The organism is Pseudomonas putida (genome assembly GCF_050989985.1).
In the GTDB taxonomy this organism is placed as follows: Bacteria; Pseudomonadota; Gammaproteobacteria; order Pseudomonadales; family Pseudomonadaceae; genus Aquipseudomonas; species Aquipseudomonas putida_AI.
Genome location: NZ_CP158815.1, coordinates 6,049,479 through 6,075,000 on the forward strand (window position 1 = coordinate 6,049,479; position 25,522 = coordinate 6,075,000).

A 25,522-nucleotide genomic window follows, 5' to 3' on the forward strand; every position below is an offset into this window, starting at 1 on the left:
GAAGCTTGCTCCCGCTGGTGCGCGAAGCGGACCCAAAATCAGCAAATGCGGTATTTCAATAAACCGCGTTAGCTGACTTTACGACGGCTTTGCCGCCGAGCGGGAGCAAGCTCCCTCGCCACAAATTCAGAGCCCGCCTCAGGAATCGATAGTAGCCGAGCGTTACGCCTTGAGGCCAAACACCTGGGTCAAATGCTGCTCATACTGCGCCACATGCCCTTCGATGTCCGGGCGCTTCATCACGTCCACGGCCAGGAAGGTCGGCAGGCCGGTCAAGCCGAGGAATTCGTTGGCCTTGTGGAACGGGAAGTACACCGCGTCCACGCCCTTGCCTTCGAAGAAGTCGGTCGGGTCGTCGAAGGCTTGCTGCGGTGCGTTCCAGGTCAGCGACAGCATGTACTGCTTGCCCTGGATCAGGCCGCCGCTGCCGTACTTCTGCGAGGCGTCGGAACGGGTGCGACCGTCGCTGGCGTAGAGGCTGCCGTAGCCTTCGGTGAACACTTCGTCGATGTATTTCTTCACGGTCCAGGGGGCGCCCATCCACCAGCCGGGCATCTGGTAAATGATCACGTCGGCCCAGAGGAACTTGGCCACTTCTTCGGCGATGTCGTAGCCGCCGTCGATGAAGGTGGCCTTGACGTCCAGGCCACCACGGTCCAGCACGCTCAAGGCGGCTTCGTGCAGGGTGGCGTTGTAGCGGCCATCGGAATGAGCGAATTGTTTGCCGCCATTGAGCAACAGGACTTTTTTCATGGGGAACCCGCGAGCATGGGAAAGGAAAGGGTTGGAAAATTCGAGGGCGGCACCTTACCCATGAGCCTCGCGCGGAAAAAGCTGCGCTTTCGCAAAATTCATTTGACCAAAACGCACGAATCAATGGCCGATTGTTGCCCTAGACTGGCGCCGATTTTGACTTGAGGAGTGATGTTTGTGAGTGAAATGCAAGGCTTCATCCTGCACGCCAAGACCCGCCCGGAAAAATCCGACGCCTTCGAAGCGTTCTTCAGCAGTTACGTACAAGCCAGTCGCGCCGAGCCCGGCTGCATCGAATACCACATGCTGCGCGACAAGCAGGACCCGACCCTGTTTATCTTCTATGAGATCTGGCAATCCCAGGCGCACCTCGACGTGCATTCGAACCTGCCGCACATGAAGCAGTTTCTTGAGCAGCGCGATGAGTACCTGGAACGGGATTTCGAGATCCGCGCCATCGAGATGATCAGTCCCAGCTCCACTAACAAAGAGCCGCTAGCCGCTGATCAATAAATGGCCACCCAGCAATCCAAGGCCAATGAAGAACACGCGCTTGAACAACACCGCGCTGATCCGCTGGCGCAGCCACTGCCCCAGCCACATGCCGAGCACCGCCGGGATCAGCGCCAGCAGCGAGGCGCTCAACTCGCCACCGCCCAGGGCGCCGCGCCATAACAGCCCGGCGGCCAGGGCCAGGGTCGAGACGGTAAACGACAGACCCAGCGCCTGCACCAGCTCGTCCTTGCTCAAACCCAGCGCTTGCAGATACGGCACTGCCGGAATCACGAACACGCCGGTGGCCGAAGTGATGACACCGGTAATCAAGCCGCACAACGGGCCGAGCCAACCCTCGCTGTGCTCACCGATGCGCAGGGTCGGCAGGAACAGGCCGCTCAAGGCGTAGAGCAACAGCGCCGCGCCAAGACCGCGCACCACCCAATGCCCACCGACCATGCCGATCCACAGCGTGCCCGCGCCGGTGCCGATGAAGATGGCCAGCAACATCGGCCAGAGCCGCTTGATCAGCCCCCGCAGATGACCGCCGAATGCCAGTTGCCAGACATTGGTCAGGGTGGCAGGAATGATCAACAACGCCGCAGCCTGCGACGGTGCCATAGCCATACCGAGCAACCCCATGGAAATGGTCGGCAGGCCGAGGCCGATGACGCCCTTGATGGTGCCGGCCAGGAGAAAGGTGGCGATGACCAGTAAAGACAGGGCAAGACCGAGGTTTTGGTAGAACGCGGCGAGAGTATTCATGGGGCTATCGTGCGCCAGGCGTGGGCGGTTGAAAATCTGCCATATACTGAGGGTGCCTCTGTCACAGCAAGAGGCTGAACAGTGGGTTGAGGCTACCGGCGCCATCGCGAGCAGGCTCGCTCCTACAGTGGTTTTGCGTCGCTCACAAATCCAATGTGGGAGCGAGCCTGCTCGCGATGGCGTCCGCCCTGACAACACACCTATCTGGATTGCCCCAATGCACTTCGACCTCACCGACCTGCGCCTCTATCTGAACATCCTCGACACCGGCAACATCACCGCCGGTGCCGTGCGCAGTCACCTGTCCCTGGCGGCGGCGAGCGCGCGCATTCGTGCCATGGAGGCCTCGCTGGGGATCGAGTTTCTCGAACGAGGTCGTCGCGGCGTGACACCGACACCCGCCGGCAAAGCCCTGGCACAGCATGCCCGCACCCTGCTGCAACACGCCGAACGCATGCAGCAGGACCTGGCCGAATACGCCAACGGCGTAAAAGGCCAGATTCGCTTGCTGTGCAACACCACGGCGATCACCGAATACCTGCCTGAGTTGCTCGCCGATTTCCTGCGCGACCATCCCAACCTCGATATCGACCTGCAAGAGCTGCCCAGCTCGCGCATCACCCACGCCTTGCGCCAGGGTGCGGCCGACCTGGGCATCGTCTCGGATGCGGTGGACACCCACACCCTCGACACCCTGCCCTTTCGCGACGATCCGCTGGTGCTGATCATGCCGCCCGCGCATCCCTTGGCCAACGGCGAACCACCGACCTTCACCGATACGTTGCAGCACCACTACGTCGGTTTGACCGCCAATAGCGCGCTGGCGGTGTATCTGGAAGAACAAGCCTTGCACGCCGGCCTGCGCATGCAGATCCGTATCCGCGCCGAAGGCTTCGACGCGCTGATGCGCATGGTCGCTCACGGTGCCGGGCTGGGCATCGTGCCACTGGCGGCCCTGGGGCGTTGGACAGTCGACCAACCGTTGAAAAGCTTTGCCCTGAAGGAGCCATGGGCGCAGCGAAAGCTGCTGCTGTGCGCACGCTCGTTCGATCACCTGCCCGGCTATGCCAAGGCCTTGCTCGAGGCGCTAGGTCGCGCAAACCGCAGTGAAAATCCTTGAAAATCACCGTTTGGCCCTACGTTCGGCTGTATAACCAAGAGTTGAGCCAGAGTAATATTCGACCTTTGAAATCAGGCCTGGCCACAACTACCAGAAGGGAACCAGATGGCGGATGAAATATTGCAACAGGGGACGCTCAAGCGGGGGTTGAAAAATCGTCATATTCAACTCATCGCCCTGGGGGGAGCCATTGGTACGGGGCTGTTCCTGGGTTCGGCCGGCGTGCTCAAGTCCGCCGGACCGTCGATGATCCTCGGCTATGCGATCGCAGGCTTTATCGCGTTCCTGATCATGCGCCAGCTCGGCGAGATGATTGTCGAAGAACCGGTAGCCGGTTCCTTCAGCCATTTTGCCCACAATTACTGGGGTGGCTTCGCCGGCTTCCTGTCCGGCTGGAACTACTGGGTGCTCTACGTGCTGGTGGGCATGGCCGAGCTGACGGCCGTCGGCAAGTACGTGCAGTTCTGGTGGCCGGAGGTGCCGACCTGGGTCAGTGCGGCGGTGTTCTTTGTGCTGGTCAACCTGATCAACACGCTGAACGTCAAAGTCTTCGGTGAAATGGAGTTCTGGTTTGCGATCATCAAGGTCGTGGCCATCATCGGCATGATCGTCCTGGGCTGCTACATGCTGTTCAGCGGCACCGGCGGCCCACAAGCCTCGGTGAGCAACCTGTGGGACCACGGCGGATTCTTCCCCAACGGCTACAGCGGCCTGCTGATGGCGATGGCGTTCATCATGTTCTCCTTCGGCGGCCTGGAACTGGTCGGCATCACCGCCGCCGAAGCCAGCGAGCCGCGCAAAGTCATTCCCAAGGCCATCAACCAGGTGGTCTACCGGGTGCTGATCTTCTACGTCGGCGCACTCACCGTGCTGCTGTCGTTGTATCCATGGGATCAACTGCTGCAGACCCTGGGCGCCTCGGGCGATGCCTACAGTGGCAGTCCGTTCGTACAGATTTTCTCCTTGATCGGCAGTGACACGGCGGCTCATATCCTCAACTTCGTGGTACTGACCGCGGCGCTGTCGGTCTACAACAGCGGTGTCTACTGCAACAGCCGCATGCTCTATGGCCTGGCCGAACAGGGCGACGCCCCCAAAGTGCTGATGAAACTGAACAAGCAAGGCGTGCCGCTGCTGGCACTGGGCGTATCGGCGCTGATCACCATGCTGGCGGTGCTGATCAACTACGTCGCTCCCCAGGAAGCGCTGGAGCTGCTGTTCGCCCTGGTGGTCGCGTCCTTGATGATCAACTGGGCGCTGATCAGCCTGACGCACCTGAAGTTCCGCAAGGCCATGGGCCAGCGCGGCATTGTGCCGGGCTTCAAGGCTTTCTGGTCGCCGTACACCAATTACCTGTGCCTGGCGTTCATGGCCATGATCATCTGTGTCATCTGGATGATTCCGCCGGTACGCGCCTCGGTGTACGCGATGCCAGTGTGGGTATTGTTGATCTACGTGTGCTACCGACTGCGCATGGCCAGGCATCGAAACCTGCCAGTAGCCCAATAAACACACCCTGAAAAACGCCCCGGCATTCGATGAATCCCGGGGCGTTTTTTTATCAAGCGTCATGGGCGGTCTTGAGGACGGAGCGCTTCTGGATACTTCAGTGTCGAGCACAGACAACTGATGGCGGTCCAAGCCCGATAGGGTGCGCCTTCAGATCGCCCTCAACACCGGAGTCATCATGACCGCAAACTCACCGATCACCGTACTTCGCGACACCCACCCGCTGCCCGTACTCGACGCCTGCAAATGGGAAAAACTCGAAGGCGATCCGCACACCGTCAACCTCAACGCCTACACCAGCGAAGACGGCAACAAGATCATGGGCACCTGGATCTGCACGCCAGGCAAGTGGTACGTGGAATACGTGAAGTGGGAATACTGCGATTTCCGCGAGGGCTACTGCATCATCACCCCGGAAGGCAAAGAGCCGATCCACCTGCGCGCCGGCGACATTTTCGTCATCGAACCCGGGATGAAAGGCACCTGGGAAGTGGTGGAAACCGTGCGCAAGTATTTTGTGTTTGCCTGACCCCTGCGCAAAACGACACCCGATTACAAAAGCGACACCCGCAACGAGCAGTTACCCGAGTGACTACTCGTTGCGCACCACGCCTCCATCGACGCACTCACATCCCCTCCCGAACATCCCCTCCTCGTTCAAAACATCCGTGCTAAACACTTCGCCGCTGCCTCGGCAGAATGTTAGAAAACAAGTTGATTGCTTTTTGCCACTCCGTGACCAATCGGTTTTAATCACGAACGCAAAGCTTGCCCGTGTCGATTTCAGATACGGAGGTGGCGCGATCAGGTAACGGGAGCGCCGGACAAGCCGGGTAAGGTGGCGCTGCTTTTCACCGATATAACCACATCGCGATGATGGGTTTGGCAAGAACGGCAGCGTCTGGAGGGCGCAGCGTTCAGAAAGAGCATCCGGCAACCGTGACAATCACTGCTCCCCATCAGCACGCTCAAATGTCGTTCACCAGAGAAAAAAAATAATGATTAGCCCGAGCTCCAAGGATTCCAGTGGCCAATTGGCGCAGGGCTTCAAGCCTCGTCACGTCACCATGTTGTCTATCGCCGGGATTATCGGCGCCGGTTTGTTCGTAGGCTCGGGACACGCCATTGCGGCTGCTGGTCCGGCCGTATTGCTGGCCTATCTGTTCTCCGGCCTGCTGGTCGTTCTGGTCATGCGCATGCTCGGTGAAATGGCGGTGGCCAACCCCGACACCGGTTCGTTCTCCACCTATGCCGACCAGGCCATCGGCCGCTGGGCGGGCTTCACTATCGGCTGGCTCTATTGGTGGTTCTGGGTGCTGGTGATCCCCATCGAAGCGCTGGCCGCCGGGCATGTGCTGAACCAGTGGTTTCCCCAGATCGATGCCTGGCTGTTCGCCCTGCTGTCGATCATTGCGCTGGTGATCACCAACCTGTTCAGTGTCTCCAAGTACGGCGAATTCGAATTCTGGTTCGCCATGGCCAAGGTCGTGGCAATCATTGGTTTCATCGGTGTGGGTTTCGCGGTGCTGATGGGCTGGATTCCCGATCGGGAAGTCAGCGGCTTGAGCGGCCTGATGGCCGCACACGGCGGGTTCGCGCCCAATGGCCTGTCGGCGGTCGTGGGTGCCTTCATCACCATCATGTTCAGCTTCATCGGCACCGAGGCGGTGACCATCGCCGCCGCCGAATCCGACAACCCGTCGCAGAACATTGCCAAGGCCACACGTTCGGTAATCTGGCGCATCGGCGTGTTCTATCTGTTGTCGATTTTCGTAGTCATCTCCGTGGTGCCCTGGAACGATCCGCTGCTGGCCGAGGTAGGCTCCTACCAGCGTGCGCTGGAAATCATGAACATTCCCCACGCCAAGTTCATGGTCGACGTGGTGGTGCTCATCGCCGTGGCCAGTTGCATGAACTCCTCGATCTACATCGCCTCGCGCATGCTGTACTCGCTGGGCCGTCGTGGCGATGCGCCGAAAGCGCTGAAGGCGACTTCCTCCGAAGGTGTGCCACGGGCGGCGGTCATCGCCAGTACCGTGTTGGGAGCGGCGATTACCGTCTGGAGCTACTTCATGCCCGCCGGGCTGTTTGAATTCCTGCTGGCCAGCTCCGGCGCGATTGCCTTGCTGGTGTACCTGGCCATTGCGGTGTCGCAGTTGCGCATGCGCCGGATGCTGCACCGACAGAACGTCGAGCTGAGCTTTCGCATGTGGCTGTTTCCATGGCTCACGTGGCTGGTGATCGCGTTCATTTGCGCCGCGCTGGCGGTGATGATGATCTCCCCGCAACACCGTACCGAAGTGACGACGACCATTGGCCTGGCGCTGGCGATTTCCTTTATCGGCCTGGTCACCTCGCGTCACCCGGCGCAGCCTGCAAGGGCGCCGTCCGTGGGATAACCCGAAAGAGATACCGGTTGCGCACACCAGAGGCACGGCGCTCCACGCTGCCGTACCTCTGACCGTCATCGCTTTTCGTGAGGACATGAGCACGATGTCATCAAGGCCCACCCTGCCGGACGGCAAGCCGACCCAATGCGTCGGTTTTCTGCTGCTGGATCAATTCACCCTGATTTCCCTCGCCTCCGCCGTGGAGCCATTGCGTATGGCCAATCAATTGTCGGGGCAGGAGCTGTATCGCTGGCATACGTTCAGCCCCGGCGGCCAGCCAGTCTGGGCGAGCGACGGCGTGCCGATCACCCCGGATGCCTCCTGGGACAAACCCTGGGCGGTAGACACAGTGATCGTCTGCGGTGGCGTCGGCATCCAGAACGTGGTCACTCGGGAGCACATCACCTGGCTCAAGGCCCTGGCGCGCCAATCCAGGCGCCTGGGGGGTATCTGCACCGGGAGCTGGGCACTGGCCAAAGCCGGCCTGCTCGACGGGTACGAATGCAGTGTGCATTGGGAGTTTCTGGCCGCCATGCAGGAAGCTTTTCCGCGGGTCAGCATGAGCGCGAGCCTGTTTACCCTCGACCGCAACCGGTTCACCAGCTCCGGCGGGACGGCGCCCATGGACATGATGCTGCACCTGATCGGCCGCGATCATGGCCGAGCGTTGTCGGCCGCCATTTCGGAGATGTTTGTCTACGAGCGCATACGCAACGAGCAGGACCATCAGCGCGTACCGCTCAAGCACGTGCTGGGCACTCATCAGCCCAAGCTGCAAGAGATCGTCGCCTTGATGGAGGCTAACCTCGAGGAGCCAATCGACCTGGATAACCTGGCCGATTATGTGCAGCTGTCACGTCGACAGTTGGAGCGGCTGTTCCAGAAATACCTGAACTGCACGCCGTCGCGTTACTACCTCAGATTGCGTCTGATCCGGGCGCGGCAATTGCTCAAGCAAACGTCGATGTCGCTGATTGAACTGGCGACGGTCTGCGGTTTCGTGTCCACGCCGCACTTTTCCAAATGCTATCGCGAGTACTTCGGCGTTCCTCCGAGCGATGAACGTGCCGGCTCGGAAATGAGTCGCGCGCCGGCAACGCTGGCGACGGCTCGGCAGCCATCGATCCGGCCGGTGACGGCGCTGGAGCAGGCGCGAAACGAATCGACGTTTGCCAGCGTGCGGATGCCTGATCGAACCGGGTCATGATCTTTCAGACATAAAAAAGCCGGGAGATCACCCGACGTGATGTCCCGGTAAATGTCGATGCGCAGATGCATGACCCTGTGGGAGCGAGCTTGCTCGCGAATGCGCCGGCACATCCAACATCAATGTGGCTGACAGACCGCTTTCGCGAGCAGGCTCGCTCCCACAGGTTTCAAACTCAAACCCAACTCATTACAGCCGCCCGTTATTGCGGTTTGCGATAGCCGTTGATGATCGCCGAGAAGTCGCTGCCGCCTTCCCCACGCAGGCTCATCGCCTGATACAACTGCTGGGCCACGGCGCCAAGCACCACCGGCTGGTGCGCCTGTCGCGCCGCTTCCGTGGCCAGCCCCAGGTCCTTGAGCATCAGTTCGGCACCGAAACCGCCGGTGTAGCCGCGCGAGGCCGGTGCCGTTTCGACGATGCCTGGCCAGGGGTTGTACATCTCCGAACTCCAGCAACGCCCAGTGGAGCTGTTGATGATGCCCGCAAGCACCTTGGTGTCGATGCCCAGGGCATCGCCCAGGGCCATGGCTTCGCTGACGCCGACCATGGAAATGCCCAGCAGCAGGTTGTTGCAGATCTTGGCGATCTGGCCGGTGCCGACTTCGCCGCAGTGGACGATGTTGCGGCCCATCTGCGCCAACACCGGTTGCAGGGTGGCAAACAGTTCCGCGGTGCCGCCGACCATGAAGGTCAGCGTACCCGCCGCCGCACCGCCGGTGCCGCCGGAGACCGGCGCATCGGCCATGACCACACCTTGCTTGGCAGCGGCTGCGGCAACATCGCGGGCGGTCTGTGGGTCGATGGTGCTGCAATCCACCGCCGGTACGCCTTTGCCGATACCGGCGAGCACGCCATCTTCACCCAGCCAGACGCTGCGCACATGCACGGCGGCCGGCAGCATGGTGATCACCAGTTCCGCGCCCTGTGCCGCTTCGCGGGCCGTGGCGCTGATGCTGCCGCCCAGTTGTTCAAGCTCCGCCAGCACGGCTTTGTTCAGGTCCACCAGACGCAACGAATGGCCGGCCTTGATCAGGTTGCGAGCCATCGGCGCGCCCATGTTGCCCAGACCGATAAAAGCGATTTTCATGTCCGCTCCTTAGCGCAAGTTGATGGTGGTGTTCACGCCGTCGTTGACGCTGTCATCGTCGAACCAGCGGCTGGTGACCGTCTTGGTCTGAGTGTAGAACTGCACCACTTGCTTGCCATACGGGCCGAGGTCGCCGAGCTTGGAACCACGGGAACCGGTGAAACTGAAGAACGGGACCGGCACCGGGATCGGGATGTTGATGCCGACCTGGCCGACGTCGATTTCGGTCTGGAACTTGCGCGCCGCCGCACCGCTCTGGGTGAACAGGCCCGTGCCGTTGCCGAACGGGTTGGCGTTGACCAGGGCAATGGCTTCGTCGAGGGTGGCGACTTCCAGTACCACCAGCACCGGGCCGAAGATTTCCTGGGTGTAGATCTGCATGTCGGTGGTCACGCCGGAGAACAGGGTCGGGCCGACAAAGTTGCCCTTCTCGTAACCGGGAACCGTGATCTCGCGACCGTCCAGTTCCAGCTTGGCGCCTTCCTTGATACCGCTTTCGATCAGGTCGAGAATCCGCGCCTTGGCCTTTTTCGAAATCACCGGGCCAACGTCGGTGCCCGGCTCGCTGCCGGCGTTCACTTTGAGTTTCTGCGCCAGCGCCTTCAGATCAGGCAGCCACTGCTTAGCCGCGCCCACCAGCACCACCACGGACGTGGCCATGCAACGCTGGCCAGCCGCGCCAAAGCCGGCGCCCACCAGGGCATTGAGCGCTTGTTCGCGGTTGGCATCAGGCAGCACCACGGCGTGGTTTTTCGCGCCCATCATCGACTGCACGCGCTTGCCGTGTTTGCCCGCCAGGTCGTAAACGTGAGTACCGACCGCGGTCGAACCGACGAAGGACACCGCCTTGATGTCTTTATGGGTGCAGAGCCCGTCCACCACGTCCTTGCCGCCGTGCACAACGTTGAGCACGCCGGCCGGAATACCGGCTTCGATGGCCAGTTCCACCAGGAGCATGGTCGACATCGGGTCCTGTTCGGACGGCTTGAGGACGAAGGTGTTACCGCAGGCGATGGCCATCGGGAACATCCACAGCGGGATCATGGCCGGGAAGTTGAACGGCGTGATGCCGGCGCACACGCCGATCGGCTGGCGCAGGGTGTAGGTGTCGACGCCGCCCGCGACGTTTTCAGCGAACTCGCCCATTTGCAGGGAGCCGATGGAGCATGCGTGCTCGACCACTTCCAGGCCACGGAAAATGTCGCCTTCGGCGTCGGCAATGGTCTTGCCTTGCTCGGCACTGAGCACTGCGGCAATACGCTTGGAGTGCTGACGAATCAGGTCCTGGAGTTTGAGCATGATGCGCATCCGCGCGCCGATCGGGGTCAGCTTCCAGGTCTGGAAGGCGCGATGGGCAGCGCTGATGGCCGCGTCGACTTCTTCAGCGGTGGCGAATGGCACTTTGGCCAGTACTTGCTGAGTCGCCGGGTTGACGATGTCGTGCCATTCGGTGGTCTTCGATTCAACCCACTGGCCATCGATCAACAGCTTGACCTTTTGTACGGTTGTTTCGTTAGGTGTAAGCGATGCGTTCATGTTCGGTCACCTGGACATTGTTCTTATCAGGGGAGCCAAGGCGAGAATGTCGCCTTGAGAAGAGTCGTGCGCCACGATTGGTTATCGGGCTGTTTTTGGAGTATAGATGTGCAAACATCTAACAAGAACGCACATAAAAGCCGGTCCAACATGCAAAAAAACATCACCTCCCTGGGCTCGCTGAACTGGGATGACCTCAAGTTTTTCCTCGAAGTGGCCCGGACCCGCAAGGCCAGCACCGCCGCCAAGCGCCTGGCGGTCGACTACACCACGGTTTCGCGGCGCATCAGTTCACTGGAAGCCTCATTGGGCACGCTGTTGTTCGAGAAATCGCGGACCAACGGCTTTGTCCTGACCGCTGAAGGCCAGCGTTTGATGGGGTATGCCGAATCGATCGAAAGCACGCTGCACATGGCCTGCGAGCAGGTGTCGGGCTCCGGCGTGGCGCTGTCCGGGCATGTGCGCATGGGCTGCACCGAAGGTTTCGGCAGCTTTTTCATCACCCCACAGCTGAGCCACTTCGTCGACGCCTACCCCGCCATCTCGGTGGACATCCTGCCCCTGCCACACTTCATCAGCCTGTCCAAGCGCGAAGCCGACATCGTCATCGCCCTCGAACGCCCGGAACATGGCCCGTACGTCTGCTGCAAGCTGTGCGACTACCGCTTGCAGCTGTACGCAACCCAGGAATACCTCGACAAACACCCACCCATCCGCCGGGCAGCGGACCTGGGCAAGCATTCATTCATCAGCTATGTCGACGACCTGGCATTCAGCTCGGAGCTGCTGTATCTGGCCAACGTCCTGCCCGGCGCCAGCGCCAACCTGCGCAGTACCAGCGTGATCGCGCAATTCGTGGCCGCCCAACAGGGCCGATCCCTGGCGATCCTGCCCTGCTTCCTCGCCGCACAGGACCCGCGCCTGCTGCCGGTGTTGCCGGACGAAATCAACATCACTCGACAGTTCTGGATGTACTGCCGCGAAGACCTGCGCAAGCTCAAGCGGATCACCCTGTTGTGGGATTACATCAGGGAGGTGACGGAGCTCAATGGTCCGTTGTTGCTGGGCCAGACGCGCGAACTCCGGTTTGTGGACTGAGTGCTTACGTGGAGGGGATTGCCCGACAACCTTTGCGGGTGATTTCCAGCTGGCGGTAGCTGGCCAGGTTGTCCTGGCGCTTGCTGATGATTTCCGGCAAGGCCGTATCGGGGTCGTCCAGGCGCAAGCCTTGTAGAAAACCGATATCGCATTCCCACCACTTGCTGTCCAACAACCTGGCGATGACCTCCGGCGAGTGGCGGTACTTGACCACTTTTGCCGGCACGCCAGCGACGATGGCATAGGGCGGGACATCATGGGCCACCACGGCGCGGGTGGCGACAATGGCGCCCGTACCGACGGTGACGCCTTCCATGATCATGGCGCCGTGACCGATCCAGACGTCATCGCCAATCGTTACGTTGGCAATCACAGGTTCGTAGGACAGCCCCGTGCCCGTGTACTGGAAAGGATGGGTACTGACCCAGTCTGAAGGATGGGTGTTTTTTTCCTGGCCGATGTAGCAGTTATTGCCAATGGAGCAAAACCGCCCGATCGAGGACACCGTGGACAGCTTGCTATCACTGCGAATGTAGGTATGAGCACCGATGCTCAACTGCCTGGCATCAAAGATCACATGGCCCAGAGACACCCCTTCTTCAACAATCAAAGTCGTTTTTGCCGCGAGCGATGACACCCCGCCTGCCAGCTTGCAGTTGTGCTCACGAAGCCATCGCTTCCAATAACGATTTCGGTAAAAAGTTTTTATTTTCTTCATCTGGATGTTCAGCGATTGCGCCGTATTGATCGGGCGAAAAACGCCCATGTAGAAAATCAGGTGCCCGGCTCGGGCCGGGCGATGAATGAGGTCTTTGGCAATCCAGTGGCCGGCAAGTCAGAAGCCGTGCCAGTCATCAGTCGGCGCTCACCACGATCGCAACCCGACGGTTCTCGGTTCGGCCCGAAGCCGTGTCATTGCTTGCCACCGGCTGGCTGCTGCCAAAACCACGCAACTGGATGTTCTCCTGCTTCATGCCGGCATCAGCCAGAACGAGGGCGACGCTTTTTGCGCGGCGCAGGGAGAGTTGTTCGTTGTAAGCCTCCTTGCCCGACGCATCGGTATGCCCATCGACTCTCACCCGCTCGATCCCGACACCCAGCAGCGACTTGCCGATGCGCTGGACGATTTCGCTGCTCTGCGCATTCAGTGAATCGACGTCGCTGCCAAACAGCACCTTGCCAGACAGGCCGAACGCCCAGCCCTCCTCGGTCAGCTGGAAACCCTGCTGTTTCAATACGGCGATCTGTGCCGGGGTCAGGCCTTTGGGCGGCACCGATTGGCAACCGGCCAGGCCCAGCACGGCCATCAACAGGGTGATAGAAAACAATCGCAGGGTACGTTGGGTGAGGGAGAACACGGGCATTCAGCTCCTTGATTAAACGTCGGCGACAGGGTGCTCCGACCCTGCCGTGTGTTGCGCGCCTCGGGTGAAGCGCTTGGCTTGGTACATGGCGCCATCGGCGGCATCGAGCAGTGTGCTCGGCGTGACTCCGTGATCGGGGTACACGGCGATGCCAATGCTCAGCGAGGTCAACACCTCGTGAGCCCCCGGTAACTCAATGGGCTCTTCCATACTGGCAATGATCTTGTCGGCGATCCGCTCGGCGTCCTCGGTCTTGTGCAGTGGTGTCAGCAGTACCGCAAATTCGTCGCCACCCAGGCGCGCCACCAGATCCTCTTCACGCAGTTGCGCCTTTACCCGACTCGCAACGGCCGTCAACACGGCATCGCCCGCCGCATGACCGAAGCTGTCGTTGATGTCCTTGAACCGGTCGCTGTCGAGGAACAGTACGGCCACTCGCTCATTGAGTTTGTTGGCGTTACGCAACGCGCGCATCAGGCGGCCTTCGAAAAACGCCCGGTTCGGCAACCCCGTGAGGCTGTCATGGCTGGCCTGGTGGGCGAGGCTTTCGTTCTCGCTTTGCAGGTGGGTTTGCCAGGACTCGAGTTCATCGAGCAAGGCATTGAAGTCGTTGCCCAGGTTATCGAGTTCAGCGATGGTCGCGGGCGGCACGCGCCGTTCGAAGGCACGTTCGCTGCGGGCGGCGTGAGCCACTGCGGCCAGGCTGCGCAAGGGGCCGGTGATGCCGCGCAGTTGCCGGCGAGCCAGGTACAGCGCCACCCAGGCGCTGATCGCTGTGCACAGCACAATCCCCACCAGACCACTGAGCAAGAAGCGCATCAGGCTGCCACCGTGCCCGGTCAGCCGAATGCTGCCGACCTCACGGTCCTGATGCAGGATCGGCATGTTGATGGGCTTTTCCAGAAAGGCCTTGGCCATCTGCATTTCGAGCCGGGTCAACAATCCGGTTTCCGGTCGCTGCCAGCGCGCCAGCACCTGCCCTTTTGCGTTCAGGACCTGGGCATCGGCCACTTCTTCGGTGGAGGCGATCAACGCCAGCGCTTCGGAGGCGGCAGCCTTGTCGTTGAACACCACAGCCGCTTCCACGGTGTAGTTGATCGAGCGGGCGATCAGGTGCAGGTTGTGATCGGCATAAACCCGCAAGGCCAGAATGCCGAGCAGCGTCAGGGACACACTGGCCATGGCCACAGCCATCAGTGCCACGGTCAAATGACCGCGACCAATGACTGAACGCAAGGTCGGGCGATTACCCGGATTGAATACGCTCATGTCGCCGCCGACTTGCGACGGGACAGTTGCAGCACGCTCGGATGGATGCGCACACCGCTGCGGGCGACGGAGTCGAGATTGACCTCGAATGACACTTGCTCATCGCTGACCCGCAGACAGAAGAGACTGCCGACGGTGCATTGATCGTCGCTCTCGCTGATGCTCAACACCGGTCGGCCGGTCAGCGCAGCGTATAGCCGGCTGCGTTCCTCACCGGTCAACTTGCCGATGTATGCCGCATCGCACTCATCGGCGATGGACGGGTTGTCGGCCAACAGCCGTTGCACGGTCACGGGCCGGCCCGTGGCCTGGGTCGTGCCTTTGAGCAGGTCGTCGGTGTATTCGGTGGGGCCTATTACGCACAGGCGAAGTTGCGCCGGTTCGACCGGCCAACGGGCATAGCTGAGTATTCCGAGAACCACCTCGGTGACCGCGCGGGCGCGTTGTTCGGCCAGGCTTGCCGTTGTTTGCACCTGCGCGCAGGCAACACCCGAAAGCAAAAGCAGAAGGCCGGCGAGCAGTGCCAGTTTGTAGCCAATGACACGCCCTGTCGTCCTGACAGCCACCTTCATGCAGGGATTCTCTTCAAACGTAACCAGATAATGCCGCAACGATAGCATAGCGATGCTACGCCAGCGAAGCCGTGCACAGGCCGCCATGGGTCAACTCCTTGTGCTCGAAGTGCTGCAATTGTGGGAGCGAGCCTGCTCGCGATGGTCGTTAACGATTACGCGTTTTGACAGGTAATACGCGTCGTTCTTAAGTCCATCGCGAGCAGGCTCGCTCCTACAGTTACCGGCGCGCGGCTCAATCGGCTGTATCGATGCCGTCCTTGAGTTCCAGCATCAACCCGCTCAGGCGTTTGACCTTGCGCCGCACGGCCTCTTCAAAGACGCCGCCACGCGGCTCAATCAAGGTGAACCAGTCCTTGGCCCGGGTAATCCCGGTGTAGATCAGTTCCTTGGTGAGCACCGGGTTCAGGGCATCCGGCAGGATCAGTGCGGTATGGGCAAACTCCGAGCCCTGGGATTTGTGCACCGTCATGGCGAACACCGTCTCTACATCATTGAGCCGGCTCGGCAGGACAAAACGCACCCCGCCCTGCCCGTCATTGCGCGGGAACGCCACGCGAAGCACCTGCTTGCCGGCCTCGGGTCCGTCACGCTCGGGGAGCTTGAGCGCGATGCCGATATCGCCGTTCATCAAGCCCAGGCCGTAGTCGTTGCGCGTCATCAATACCGGGCGTCCTTCATACCACTGCTGGTCGCTGTCGATCAGCCGGGCCTTGAGCAACGCCTCGGTGACACGTTGGTTGAGCCCCTCCACGCCCCACGGCCCCTTGCGAACTGCGCACAACAACTGGAAGGCATCGAAGGCTTGCAGAACCTCGCGGGCCCAGTCCATCCAGCGCGCATCATCGAGTGCCGTATCCGGTGCCGGCCGCTGGTTACGCAACAGGCTCAGGTAATGCCTATATCCCTGCGGCCCGTCGCCATGACCTTCGAGCAGCAAGCGTTCCAGCGCACGATCCTGTTCATGCTTGAGGGGCACGCTGAACACATCGCCGTGACTGCGCGCCGCCAACAACTTGCGCGCCTCCTCGGGCTGCTGCTGGTTAACCCAACGGGCCAGCTGGCCGATGCCACTGCCTTCGCCGAACCGTCGCGAATGGCGCAGCATCACCACCTGTTGTGCCAGCGGATGAGCGTCCTGGGTGTCTTCCTGCAACCCGCTGCTCTCCAGGTTTTCGCCGCTGACCGACTCCAGCCACTGACGCGTCTGCGGGCTGTACCAACCGGCCTCGGCATCGCGACACAAATCGCCCAGCACCGCACCGGCCTCCACCGAGGCCAACTGGTCCTTGTCTCCCAGCAGCACCAGACGGGCATGGGGCGGCAACGCATCCAGCAGGTTGGCCATCATTTCCAGATCGATCATCGAGGCTTCGTCCACCACCAGCACATCCAGCGGCAGGCGATTGCCCGCATGGTGGCGGAAATGCCGAGTACCCGGGCGGCTGCCGAGCAAGCGGTGGACGGTGGTGACGTCGGTCGGGATCTTGGCGCGTACGTCGTCGGTGACTTTCAGCGTACGCACCTGCTGACTGATGGATTCGGTCAACCGCGCAGCCGCCTTGCCGGTGGGTGCCGCCAGACGAATGCGCAGCGGCTGGCCAGCCTCGACCGCCGGTGCCTGGAGCAAGGCCAGCAAGCGCACCACGGTGGTGGTCTTGCCGGTGCCCGGACCGCCGGTGACGATGCTGAAGGCCCCACGGGTCGCCAGGGCACAGGCGAGTTTCTGCCAGTCGATCACCTCACCGGAGCGGGCTGGGCCGAACAAACCGGTCAGGCGCTGTGGCAAGTCGCCCGGCGCGGCTTCGTGCACTTTCAGGCGTTGGCGCAGCGAGTGATCGATCCGCCGCTCGTAAGCCCAGTAGCGGCGCAGATACAGTCGCTTGCCCGACAACACCAGTGGCCGTTGCTGCGCAGCCTCGCTGGTGTCCACCGCCAGAGCGACCAGACTCCCGGCAGCCAGGACTTTGCACCAATGGGCACCGTCCAGCGATGCCAGCAACTGCGACGGCAGCAACATCGCGCCACCCTGCACATCGCCTTCCGGTGGCAGCGACAGGGCGAAATCCGGCTCCTTCAAAGTTTCGAACAGATCCAGGCAAACGTGACCATGGCCCAGTTGGTGGCTCGTCAGCGCGGCCGCCAGCAACACCAATGGATCATCGTCCGGAGCCAGCTCATGAAGGAAGGCCACGAAGGCTTTGTCCAGAGCACGCAGCCAGCCACGTTCGACCCAGCGCGTGAGCAACAGCAGCAAGTCGTCGGCACGACTCAGGGGCGCGAGATCCGCCAGGCTTTCATCTACCAAGGGGGTCGGCAGCACATCGGCGAAGGTCCGGCTCATAGCAATACTCCCTGTTCCCATGCCGGTTCGGCTTTCGGTTCGGCTTGACCCTGGAACATGCGGTCCAGTCGCTCGATCAGTTCTCTGGGCGGACGGGCAAAATACACGCCCTGGGTGGACGCACGGGTGCCACGCAGGAACAGATACAGCGCACCGCCGACGTGCCGGTCGTAGTCGTAATCGGCCAATCGGGTCTTGAGCTGGCGATGCAGGGCCAGCAGGTAGAGCACGTATTGCAGGTCGTAACGGTTATCGAGAATCGACTGTTCCATGGCCTGCTCGGTGTACGCCGAGTCATCAGGGCCCAGCCAGTTGGATTTGTAGTCGGCGACGTAATAGCGACCGTCATGCTCGAAGGTCAGGTCGACAAAACCCTTGAACATGCCGTTGAGCAACACCGGCTCGGCGGCCAGGCGGGACATGCCGTTGTGGGTGTATTGGCGCACCAGCGCATCGAGCTTGAGCACATCGACCTTATGGCTGGCGAACCAGAATTCCATTTCGACCTGGTACTGGCTCAGTCGCTCGAAAATCACCGGCGCCGACCCCGCTCCTACCGGCAACGGTGATTTGAGCAGATGCTGCAGCCAATCGCTCAGCGTGGTAATCCAGCCTTTCCAGCCACGGCGATTGCAGCGACGGGCGATGGCGTCTTCCACGGCTTGCGGCGTGACGGCAAAACCCTCGTCGCCCGCCCACTCAAGCAGGCCATGAAGAAAGGTGCCCGGGTTCGGGCCACGGGGGAATCGATGGATATCCGCACCGCCGGCGAGCATCTCCCGGGGTGCTTGCGGATCGAGGCGTTCGTCGTCGAAGAGCTTCTGTGCCTGCGGACTTTCCGGCGATTCATCACTGCCATCGCTCAGTGCATCGCTCAGGCGCAACGCGCTGTACGAGGCGATCCACCAGTTTTCGCTGGCCTTGCGCTTGGGCATCAGCGGGGCACGCAATGCCGCGGTGTTCTGTGGGGGGTGATAGTGCTCGGCCGTCGCCTCAGGCATTTCGCCGTACCCCAGCGCGGGGCAATCCTGCTGCAAGTCCCGCAACCAGCGGTTGAGTTCTTGAGACTCGGCCAGCGCGGCGCCTCCGCCCAGCAGGTAACCCAATGCCGACAAGTGCAGCACCGAACTGTTGTTGTTCCCACGCTTGAGGTCGGTCACCCCAAGCCAGCAGGCATGTTGTGCCCGGGTCAGGGCCACGTACAGCAGGCGCAGGTCCTCCGCCAGTCGCTCGTCGTCGGCCAGGGCAATCAACTCGGCGGTCGGGTTCAAGGTCACCTGAGCCTTGCCGCTGGCGTCGTGGTAATGCAACGGCAGACGGCTGCCATCCACCGGTTTCGCCGAGCAAATGAACGGCAGGAACACCAACGGATATTCCAGCCCCTTGGACTTGTGGATGGTCACCACCTTGACCAGTTGCTCGTCACTTTCCAGACGAAGGATCTGCTCTTCCCCGGCCTGACCGGACAGCGCCAGATGCTCTGACAAATGCCGGATCAACGCCTGTTCGCCATCCAGTTCGGCGGCGGCCTGTTGCAGCAATTCGCACAGGTGCAACAGGTTGGTCAGCACCCGCTCGCCATCGGTGCGGGCAATCAGGGCCTGGGGCAACTGGAAGTCATGCAACAGGCAGCGCAGCATCGGCAACACGCCCTGCTTGCGCCAGATCTCGCGATAACGACGGAACTGCATGACCCGTGCTTCCCAGGCCATTTCATCCTGATTGAGTTGTTCCAGTTCCGCCAATGACAGATTGAGCGTGATGCAGGCCAGGGCCGCTCGCAGCGGTCGCTCGACATCCGGTTCGGCGCAGGCTTTGAGCCAGGTCAGCACGTCGTGCGCTTCCTGGGCGGCGAACACCGAATCCTTGTCCGACAGATAGACGCTGCGCACACCCCGTGCATTGAGCTCGGCGCGCACGGCCTGCGCTTCCTTACCGTCGCGAACCAGGATGGCGATGTCCGCCGGCAGCAGGCCTCTGGGGTCCTTGCCGTCCTGCACGAACACCGCGCGGCCTTGCTGGCCACCGTTGAGCAAAGCGGTAATTTCGCTGGCACAGGCCGCCGCCAGTTGTTGCCGGTACACCGCACCGGACAACGGTTGTTCCGCAGGCAGGTGCCAGATGTTCAGCGCGGGCACGGCCTGGCCGTCGATCTGCAGGACCTCTTTGCGACCCTGGGAATCGACCGGCAGGAACGGCACCGGGTTCTCGCCATCGCTTTCGCGGAACAGGAACGCACCGCGCCCGGCTTTACGGGTCTCGGCACGTTCAAAGACATGGTTCACGGCGCTGACCATACCGTGGCTGGAACGGAAGTTGGTGCCCAGGGTATGCAGGCGGCCGGCGGTGGCCTGGCGGGCGCGCAGGTAGGTGTAGATGTCGGCGCCGCGGAAGGCATAGATCGCCTGCTTCGGGTCGCCGATCAAGAACAGGCCGCTCTCGGGGTTGTTGTCTTCGATGCGATAGATGCTCTCGAAGATGCGGTACTGCACCGGGTCGGTGTCCTGGAATTCGTCGATCAGCGCGACCGGGAACTGCTCGCGGATCAAGGTCGCAAGGCGCTCGCCACCTTCGGTCTGCAGGGCTGCGTCCAGGCGCAACAGCATGTCATCGAAACCCATTTCCGCGCGGCGACGCTTTTCTTCCTCGAAACGTGCGCCGACCCAATGGGCCGCGTGCTGCAACACCGAGGCATCGGGGGTCGGCAAGCCATCGAGGCAGGCTTTCAAGGCGTGCATGGCGTCGAGGCCCGGATGATCGGGAGCCGGGCCTTTCTTCCAGGCTTCGGCCATCCCCTCGGGCGTCAGGCGAGTGAAACCGGTGCCGATGTCCAGTTGCTCGAGGGCTTCGTCTTCCGCCCAGGCCTTGATCTTCTCGAACCAGGGTTCGAAGTAACGCGCCTGCATCTTGCGCCCGTCGACACTCTTGCTGGCGACACCTTCGTGGCAGATGGCGAGCAACTCGTCAGCCCACTGACGCCACGGCATCTTGAGCTCCAGCAACGCGGCCCGACGCTCCTGCAGACAGTCCATGATCAGTTCGGCAGGCTCGCGGCTTTCAACCCTGTCCCGCTCGCTGGCAAACAGCCCGCGAACCCGTGGCAACAACGCCGCCGGCCCAACCCAGTTGTTGCGCACCCAGTTCAGTGCATCGCCTTGCATCGGGTAGCAAAACAGCCGCCAGTAGTCGCGCAGGACTTCGCCGAGCAAATCGCTGTGATCGGTCTCCAGGGTCTGGGTAAACAGGCTGCCGCTGTCGAAGGCATGCTCACGCAACATGCGCTGGCACCAACTGTGGATCGTCGACACCGCAGCTTCATCCATCCACTGCGCGGCGATGTCCAGGCGGTTGGCACAACCGGCCCATTGCTCGGGCAAATAAGCCTCGCGCAGTTCGGCAATCAGGCTGTCGGGTGCCGGGGTTTCTTCGCGGAAGAATCGCGCAGCCTCGGCCAGACGAGTACGAATACGCTCGCGCAGCTCCTTGGTGGCGGCGTCGGTAAAGGTCACGACAAGGATTTGCGGTGGCAGCAATTCGCGGCCAAAACCATGGGTATCGCCGCCATGGCCGAGCACCAGACGCAGGTACAGGGCAGAAATGGTGAAGGTCTTGCCGGTACCGGCGCTGGCTTCGATCAATTGGCTGCCGCGCAGCGGGAATGCCAGGGCCAGAGGGGTCTTGGTGGTCATGGGCATGCCTCCTCGCTGGACATCGAACGCCAGGGGGCTTCGAGTAATGGCCTGTACAGTGCGTCACACCAATCGACGAAGGTCTCGTCGGCGACCAGCGCATCGTAATCGGCAAATTGCCGAGCCAGTGCCACGCTTTCGCGGCGCTCACCGTCGGTGGTCAAGCCATCGCCTTCATAGGCCTTGCGGGCCGCCGCCTCGGCCTTGACCGGTTCGGTCTGGCCCAGCCAGGCGAAGGCGGTCTTGACTGCGATGGGCAGCGGCTGACGCATACCGGATCTCCAGGCCAGCAACAGATCGCCGAGGATTTTCCGGGCCGGTTCCACGTCCAAGGGAGCAAGCATCAAGCTGTCATCACTGGCCACCAGCGCGGTGGTCATGGCCAGGCCACTGGCGCAGGCGATCAGATGATCGACCCAGGGCCGCGTCAGGCGATGCCATTTGCGCGTCTTGATGGAGCCAATGCTGTTGGGGATCGTGGTGACAGACAACAATCCACCATCGGCACGTTGATGCAGTCCGCCAAGCCAGCCTTCAACGCGCAAACCTTGCAGCTCCAGACTCACCGGCAACGCACTGGTCAGCGGCGTAGGCCATAGAGCCAGCAACTGTTGATAGCGCTGCAGCAGATCCGGCAATGGCTCGATCAGTTCTCGCTGAAGGCTCTCGCCGAATCCAGCCATGGGCAGCAGCCCGCTGTTTTGCAGGCGCCGAGCCTGCGTCTCGAGCGCCTGGTCGGGGTTGCCCACGTCAGCCAGCGCGGCTTTGAGCAAGTTGTCGCTGAGGCTGTAGCGTTGCAGCGCGTCGAGGACAAAGGGCTCCTCGTCTGCCAATGGCACTTCGGCCGCCTCGAAGAACACCTTCAACCTCTGGCTGAAGAAATGCCGCACCGGGTTGCGCAAGAAATCCTGCAATTGCCCGATGCTCAGTGGCTCCTCCTGAACGTGGGGCTCGAGGATCTCGCTGCCAGCCGCCTGGATGGGAGAGTGATGAAGTGCCTGCCACTCGTTGGCGTAACTGAACAGGTCATCGCCTTCGTGAAAGTAGCGGGCGCTGAAGGGTTGCAGTGGGTGTTCCTGGGTCAGCGCTTCGAGCACGCCTTCTCCGGGATTGCTCAATCGCCAGCCGCTGGCCAGGTGATCACGCAGTTGGCCGATCAAGACCGACGCGGGGCGCTCGCTGTTATCCCGGATGCTGCGGCCGACCCAGCTGATATAGAGCTGGTCGCGTGCCGACAGTAGCGCTTCGAGCAACAGGTAACGGTCATCTTCGCGTCGCGAGCGATCGCCGGGGCGGTAGTCGCTGCCCATGAGGTCGAAGTCCAGCGGCGGTTGCGCGCGCGGGTAGTCACCGTCATTCATGCCCAGCAGGCACACCAGTTTGAAAGGGATCGCCCGCATCGGCATCAAGGTGCAGAAATTCACTGCGCCGGCGAGAAAACGTTGGGACAAGCGCCCCTGATCCAGGCCAGCCAACCAGGCTTCACGGACGACGGTCAGCGGCAGTTCGTCTTGCAGGCCGACCGATTCACAATTCTCCAGCCAGGCTTCCCTTAACTCCTCAAGCTGCGTCAGCAGGAAGTCGTCATGCTCGTTGGTGGCTTGGAAGAACAGCGAGGTCAATGCCTGCAAACGCAAGCTCCACTGGCTGGGCGATGCCGGCTGCGTGAGTTCCCGATGGGCGATTTCCAGCGCGTCCAGTAGCGAAACCAGCGGGCCGATGAGTGCAGCATCCAGCCCGCCGATCTCGTCATAAGGCTCGATGCCGCCATAGGTGCTCGCGCTGCCGACGGCATAGCCAAGCAACATGCGGCGCAGGCCGAAACGCCAACTGTTCTGCTCCAGGGCCTCGGGTAAACCGAGTCCCGCACGTTGCTCGGCATTCATGCCCCAGCGAATGCCCGCGCCTTCGATCCAGCTGTGCAAGGTCGGCAGGTCGCGTTCCTCGACACCGAAGCGGGCGCGCAATGCCGGCACGTCGAGCAAATCGAGAATCTCGCTGACAGGGAATCGACTGTCGGGCAGTTTTAGCAAATGTTCGACGGCGATCAGCAGTGGATCGCGACCGCGCTGGCCCTGGTCGGCCATTGTGAAGGGAATGAAACGCGGGTCGTGGCGATCAAGTTGGCCGAACACCGCGCGAATGAGCGGTGCATAACTGTCGATGTCCGGGACCATGACGATCACGTCCCGGGGACGCAGATGGGGATCGGCACTGAAACGCGCGAGCAACTGATCGTGGAGGATCTCTACTTCTCGCTGGGCGCTGTGGGCAATGTGAAAACGGATCGATTGATCCTGCTGCGTATCGATGGCTGGCCAGCGTTCGCGCGTCTCGTTCAGGGGGCGCAATTCAAGGATGTCGTCCTGCAGCTGATTGAGCATGTTCAATGGCTGGCTGTCGCTGAACAAATCGATACGACCGTCACGGAAGGCCGAGCGATAGCTGTTCGGATCGTCGTAGCTGTCGAGCAGGTTGATGTAGTCGCGCCCCTGCTTGCCCCAGGCGGCCAGCAGCGGGTGGGCGTGCTGATGAAGGGTTTGCGGGTCGAGCACAACCGGCATGCCGCTCTTGCGAGCCTGGCGTTTGTATTGGTGTCGCAGGAGGTCTTTATCGGCGACGATGTCGGCCCAGTGATGACGACATGGGTTGTGTACGCACAGCAGCACCTGACTGAATCGAGCCAACCCGGCCAATGCTTCCAGGGCTTGGGCAGGCAGCGAGGAAATCCCGAAAACGATCACTCGGGAAGGCAGCCCTTGGGGAGCCGTGTCGAGCTTGTTGATACGTTCGATGAATCGTTGATGGACACCGGCACGGCTCTGCGCCATGCCCTCTTCGCCGACATCCACCAGGAGCGCACGCCACAATTCCGCTTGCCAGCAATTGGCTGGAGCAAGGGGCTTGGTTTCTCCCCTGCCGTTGCGCAATTGATGACGGCCTTGTGCCCAGTCTTCGAGCCAATCCGCGCGGTAGACCTGATATTGGTCGAACAAGTCGGCCAGGCGTTCAGCCAACTGGTAGCGCTTGCGCAAATCGGTGTCGTTGGTCAGAAAGCGTTGCAGGGGTTCGAAATGCGCTTGATTGATCAACTGCGGCAGCAGGCGCATCAGACGCCAGGTCAGCGGGGCTTTATCGAGCAAGGATTTGGCGGGGATTTCGTCGCGCCCCAAGACCATGCGATAGAGCTGCCACATGAAACTGCCTGGCAACTGCACGTCGATGGCGGCGGCGATTCCGCAACCGCCCATGTCATCGTCCTCAGCGTCTTCGGCCAGCGCCAGTTTGAGCCACTGCGCAATTCCGTTGCTCTGCACCAGGACAATCTCGTTTTCCAGGGGAGCCAGCGGGTAGCGGCGCATCCAGCTCACCACCAGGCTGCGCAATTCGTCCAGGCGGTTGCCGTGAACCACCATAAAACCAGCACTGAGGGACGTTGCGTCCGGCATAAAGGCTTCCTTGGAAATACAAATACTAGGGCCGAACCTTAGCACTGTCGGGGGGCGATGACAGCGGCGCGCTGCTCGGCATTGCAGTACGTGGTGCTTTTCTCGCGCGCAAAAACAAAACCCCAACTGCTTTCGCAATTGGGGTTTCGGAATTTAATCTTGACGATGACCTACTCTCACATGGGGAAACCCCACACTACCATCGGCGATGCATCGTTTCACTTCTGAGTTCGGGATGGGATCAGGTGGTTCCAATGCTCTATGGTCGTCAAGAAATTCTTGAGCTGACGCGTCTATCGACGTTCCAGCGAATCGGGTATGTGACAGCTTTGTGTGTTGTGCGAACTTTCGGCTCATTGCGTCTTCACACACCGCAATCTGGCCTCTTTCGAGTTCGCAAATTGCTTGGGTGTTATATGGTCAAGCCTCACGGGCAATTAGTATTGGTTAGCTCAACGCCTCACAGCGCTTACACACCCAACCTATCAACGTCGTAGTCTTCGACGGCCCTTCAGGGAACTCAAGGTTCCAGTGAGATCTCATCTTGAGGCAAGTTTCCCGCTTAGATGCTTTCAGCGGTTATCTTTTCCGAACATAGCTACCCGGCAATGCCACTGGCGTGACAACCGGAACACCAGAGGTTCGTCCACTCCGGTCCTCTCGTACTAGGAGCAGCCCCTCTCAAATCTCAAACGTCCACGGCAGATAGGGACCGAACTGTCTCACGACGTTCTAAACCCAGCTCGCGTACCACTTTAAATGGCGAACAGCCATACCCTTGGGACCGGCTTCAGCCCCAGGATGTGATGAGCCGACATCGAGGTGCCAAACACCGCCGTCGATATGAACTCTTGGGCGGTATCAGCCTGTTA

General features: G+C 61.2%; 18 protein-coding genes and 2 rRNA genes (1 of these 20 running past the window's edge). 7 read left to right on the forward strand and 13 right to left on the reverse strand.

From position 1 onward, the window contains the following. Positions 1-162: 162 nt before the first annotated feature. Positions 163-753, reverse strand: a complete 591-nt coding sequence (locus ABTV29_RS27695; RefSeq protein WP_433767725.1) for an NAD(P)H-dependent oxidoreductase — start codon at positions 751-753, stop codon at positions 163-165. Positions 754-930: 177 nt separating this feature from the next. Between ABTV29_RS27695 and ABTV29_RS27700 the strand changes: the two genes are divergently transcribed. Next, a complete protein-coding gene (locus ABTV29_RS27700; protein ID WP_433767726.1) occupies positions 931-1,266 on the forward strand; it encodes a putative quinol monooxygenase in 336 nt (111 codons plus the stop codon). On the opposite strand, the gene ABTV29_RS27705 is transcribed toward ABTV29_RS27700, so the two are convergent. Beyond that, on the reverse strand, positions 1,249-2,013 hold the full coding sequence (locus ABTV29_RS27705) for a sulfite exporter TauE/SafE family protein (RefSeq protein ID WP_433767727.1): 765 nt from the start codon (positions 2,011-2,013) through the stop codon (positions 1,249-1,251). The two genes, ABTV29_RS27700 and ABTV29_RS27705, sit on opposite strands and share 18 nt — an antisense overlap. A 217-nt stretch (positions 2,014-2,230) precedes the next feature. Between ABTV29_RS27705 and ABTV29_RS27710 the strand changes: the two genes are divergently transcribed. The 5 genes from ABTV29_RS27710 (at position 2,231) to ABTV29_RS27730 (ending at position 8,239) form a co-directional block, all read left to right on the forward strand. Continuing rightward, positions 2,231-3,133: a LysR substrate-binding domain-containing protein gene (locus tag ABTV29_RS27710; RefSeq protein WP_433767728.1), complete on the forward strand. Its 903-nt coding sequence runs from the start codon at positions 2,231-2,233 to the stop codon at positions 3,131-3,133. 105 nt (positions 3,134-3,238) lie between these two features. After that, positions 3,239-4,642 (forward strand): amino acid permease, encoded by a 1,404-nt coding sequence (locus ABTV29_RS27715; protein ID WP_433767729.1) that lies wholly within the window; start codon positions 3,239-3,241, stop codon positions 4,640-4,642. A 178-nt stretch (positions 4,643-4,820) separates the two neighbouring features. Continuing rightward, entirely contained in the window at positions 4,821-5,171 is a 351-nt protein-coding gene (locus ABTV29_RS27720; RefSeq protein WP_110966221.1) for a cupin domain-containing protein, read from the forward strand. 469 nt (positions 5,172-5,640) lie between these two features. Continuing rightward, a complete protein-coding gene (gene gabP, locus ABTV29_RS27725; protein ID WP_433767730.1) occupies positions 5,641-7,041 on the forward strand; it encodes a GABA permease in 1,401 nt (466 codons plus the stop codon). A 94-nt stretch (positions 7,042-7,135) separates the two neighbouring features. Further along, complete coding sequence (locus ABTV29_RS27730) at positions 7,136-8,239, forward strand: GlxA family transcriptional regulator (protein WP_433767731.1); 1,104 nt, start codon at positions 7,136-7,138, stop codon at positions 8,237-8,239. 202 nt (positions 8,240-8,441) lie between these two features. Here the strand turns inward: ABTV29_RS27730 and mmsB are convergent, their stop codons facing one another. Then, a complete protein-coding gene (gene mmsB, locus ABTV29_RS27735; RefSeq protein ID WP_433767732.1) occupies positions 8,442-9,329 on the reverse strand; it encodes a 3-hydroxyisobutyrate dehydrogenase in 888 nt (295 codons plus the stop codon). A gap of 9 nt (positions 9,330-9,338) precedes the next feature. Continuing rightward, complete coding sequence (locus ABTV29_RS27740) at positions 9,339-10,865, reverse strand: CoA-acylating methylmalonate-semialdehyde dehydrogenase (RefSeq protein WP_433767733.1); 1,527 nt, start codon at positions 10,863-10,865, stop codon at positions 9,339-9,341. A 150-nt stretch (positions 10,866-11,015) separates the two neighbouring features. Here ABTV29_RS27740 and ABTV29_RS27745 point away from each other — a divergent pair, with 150 nt between their 5' ends. After that, positions 11,016-11,963, forward strand: coding sequence for a LysR family transcriptional regulator (locus ABTV29_RS27745; RefSeq protein WP_433767734.1), 948 nt, complete (start codon positions 11,016-11,018; stop codon positions 11,961-11,963). Positions 11,964-11,967: 4 nt separating this feature from the next. Here the strand turns inward: ABTV29_RS27745 and ABTV29_RS27750 are convergent, their stop codons facing one another. The 9 genes from ABTV29_RS27750 to ABTV29_RS27790 form a co-directional block, all read right to left on the reverse strand. Continuing rightward, positions 11,968-12,681: a CatB-related O-acetyltransferase gene (locus tag ABTV29_RS27750; RefSeq protein WP_433772046.1), complete on the reverse strand. Its 714-nt coding sequence runs from the start codon at positions 12,679-12,681 to the stop codon at positions 11,968-11,970. A 136-nt stretch (positions 12,682-12,817) separates the two neighbouring features. After that, positions 12,818-13,327 (reverse strand): OmpA family protein, encoded by a 510-nt coding sequence (locus ABTV29_RS27755; RefSeq protein ID WP_433767735.1) that lies wholly within the window; start codon positions 13,325-13,327, stop codon positions 12,818-12,820. 12 nt (positions 13,328-13,339) lie between these two features. After that, positions 13,340-14,596: a diguanylate cyclase domain-containing protein gene (locus tag ABTV29_RS27760; RefSeq protein WP_433767736.1), complete on the reverse strand. Its 1,257-nt coding sequence runs from the start codon at positions 14,594-14,596 to the stop codon at positions 13,340-13,342. Continuing rightward, positions 14,593-15,168, reverse strand: a complete 576-nt coding sequence (locus tag ABTV29_RS27765) for a YfiR family protein (RefSeq protein WP_433767737.1) — start codon at positions 15,166-15,168, stop codon at positions 14,593-14,595. The genes ABTV29_RS27760 and ABTV29_RS27765 overlap by 4 nt, the downstream gene beginning before the upstream one ends. Before the next feature lie 235 nt (positions 15,169-15,403). After that, positions 15,404-17,512 (reverse strand): exodeoxyribonuclease V subunit alpha, encoded by a 2,109-nt coding sequence (recD, locus tag ABTV29_RS27770; protein ID WP_433767738.1) that lies wholly within the window; start codon positions 17,510-17,512, stop codon positions 15,404-15,406. Further along, positions 17,509-21,201 (reverse strand): exodeoxyribonuclease V subunit beta, encoded by a 3,693-nt coding sequence (gene recB / locus ABTV29_RS27775; RefSeq protein ID WP_433767739.1) that lies wholly within the window; start codon positions 21,199-21,201, stop codon positions 17,509-17,511. Before recB ends, recD begins: the two co-directional genes overlap by 4 nt. Next, a complete protein-coding gene (gene recC / locus ABTV29_RS27780) occupies positions 21,198-24,650 on the reverse strand; it encodes an exodeoxyribonuclease V subunit gamma (protein ID WP_433767740.1) in 3,453 nt (1,150 codons plus the stop codon). The genes recB and recC overlap by 4 nt, the downstream gene beginning before the upstream one ends. A gap of 157 nt (positions 24,651-24,807) precedes the next feature. Further along, positions 24,808-24,923: ribosomal RNA gene (rrf, locus tag ABTV29_RS27785) — 5S ribosomal RNA — on the reverse strand. Between the two features lie 143 nt (positions 24,924-25,066). After that, positions 25,067-25,522, reverse strand: a 23S ribosomal RNA gene (locus ABTV29_RS27790) (it continues 2,438 nt past the right edge of the window).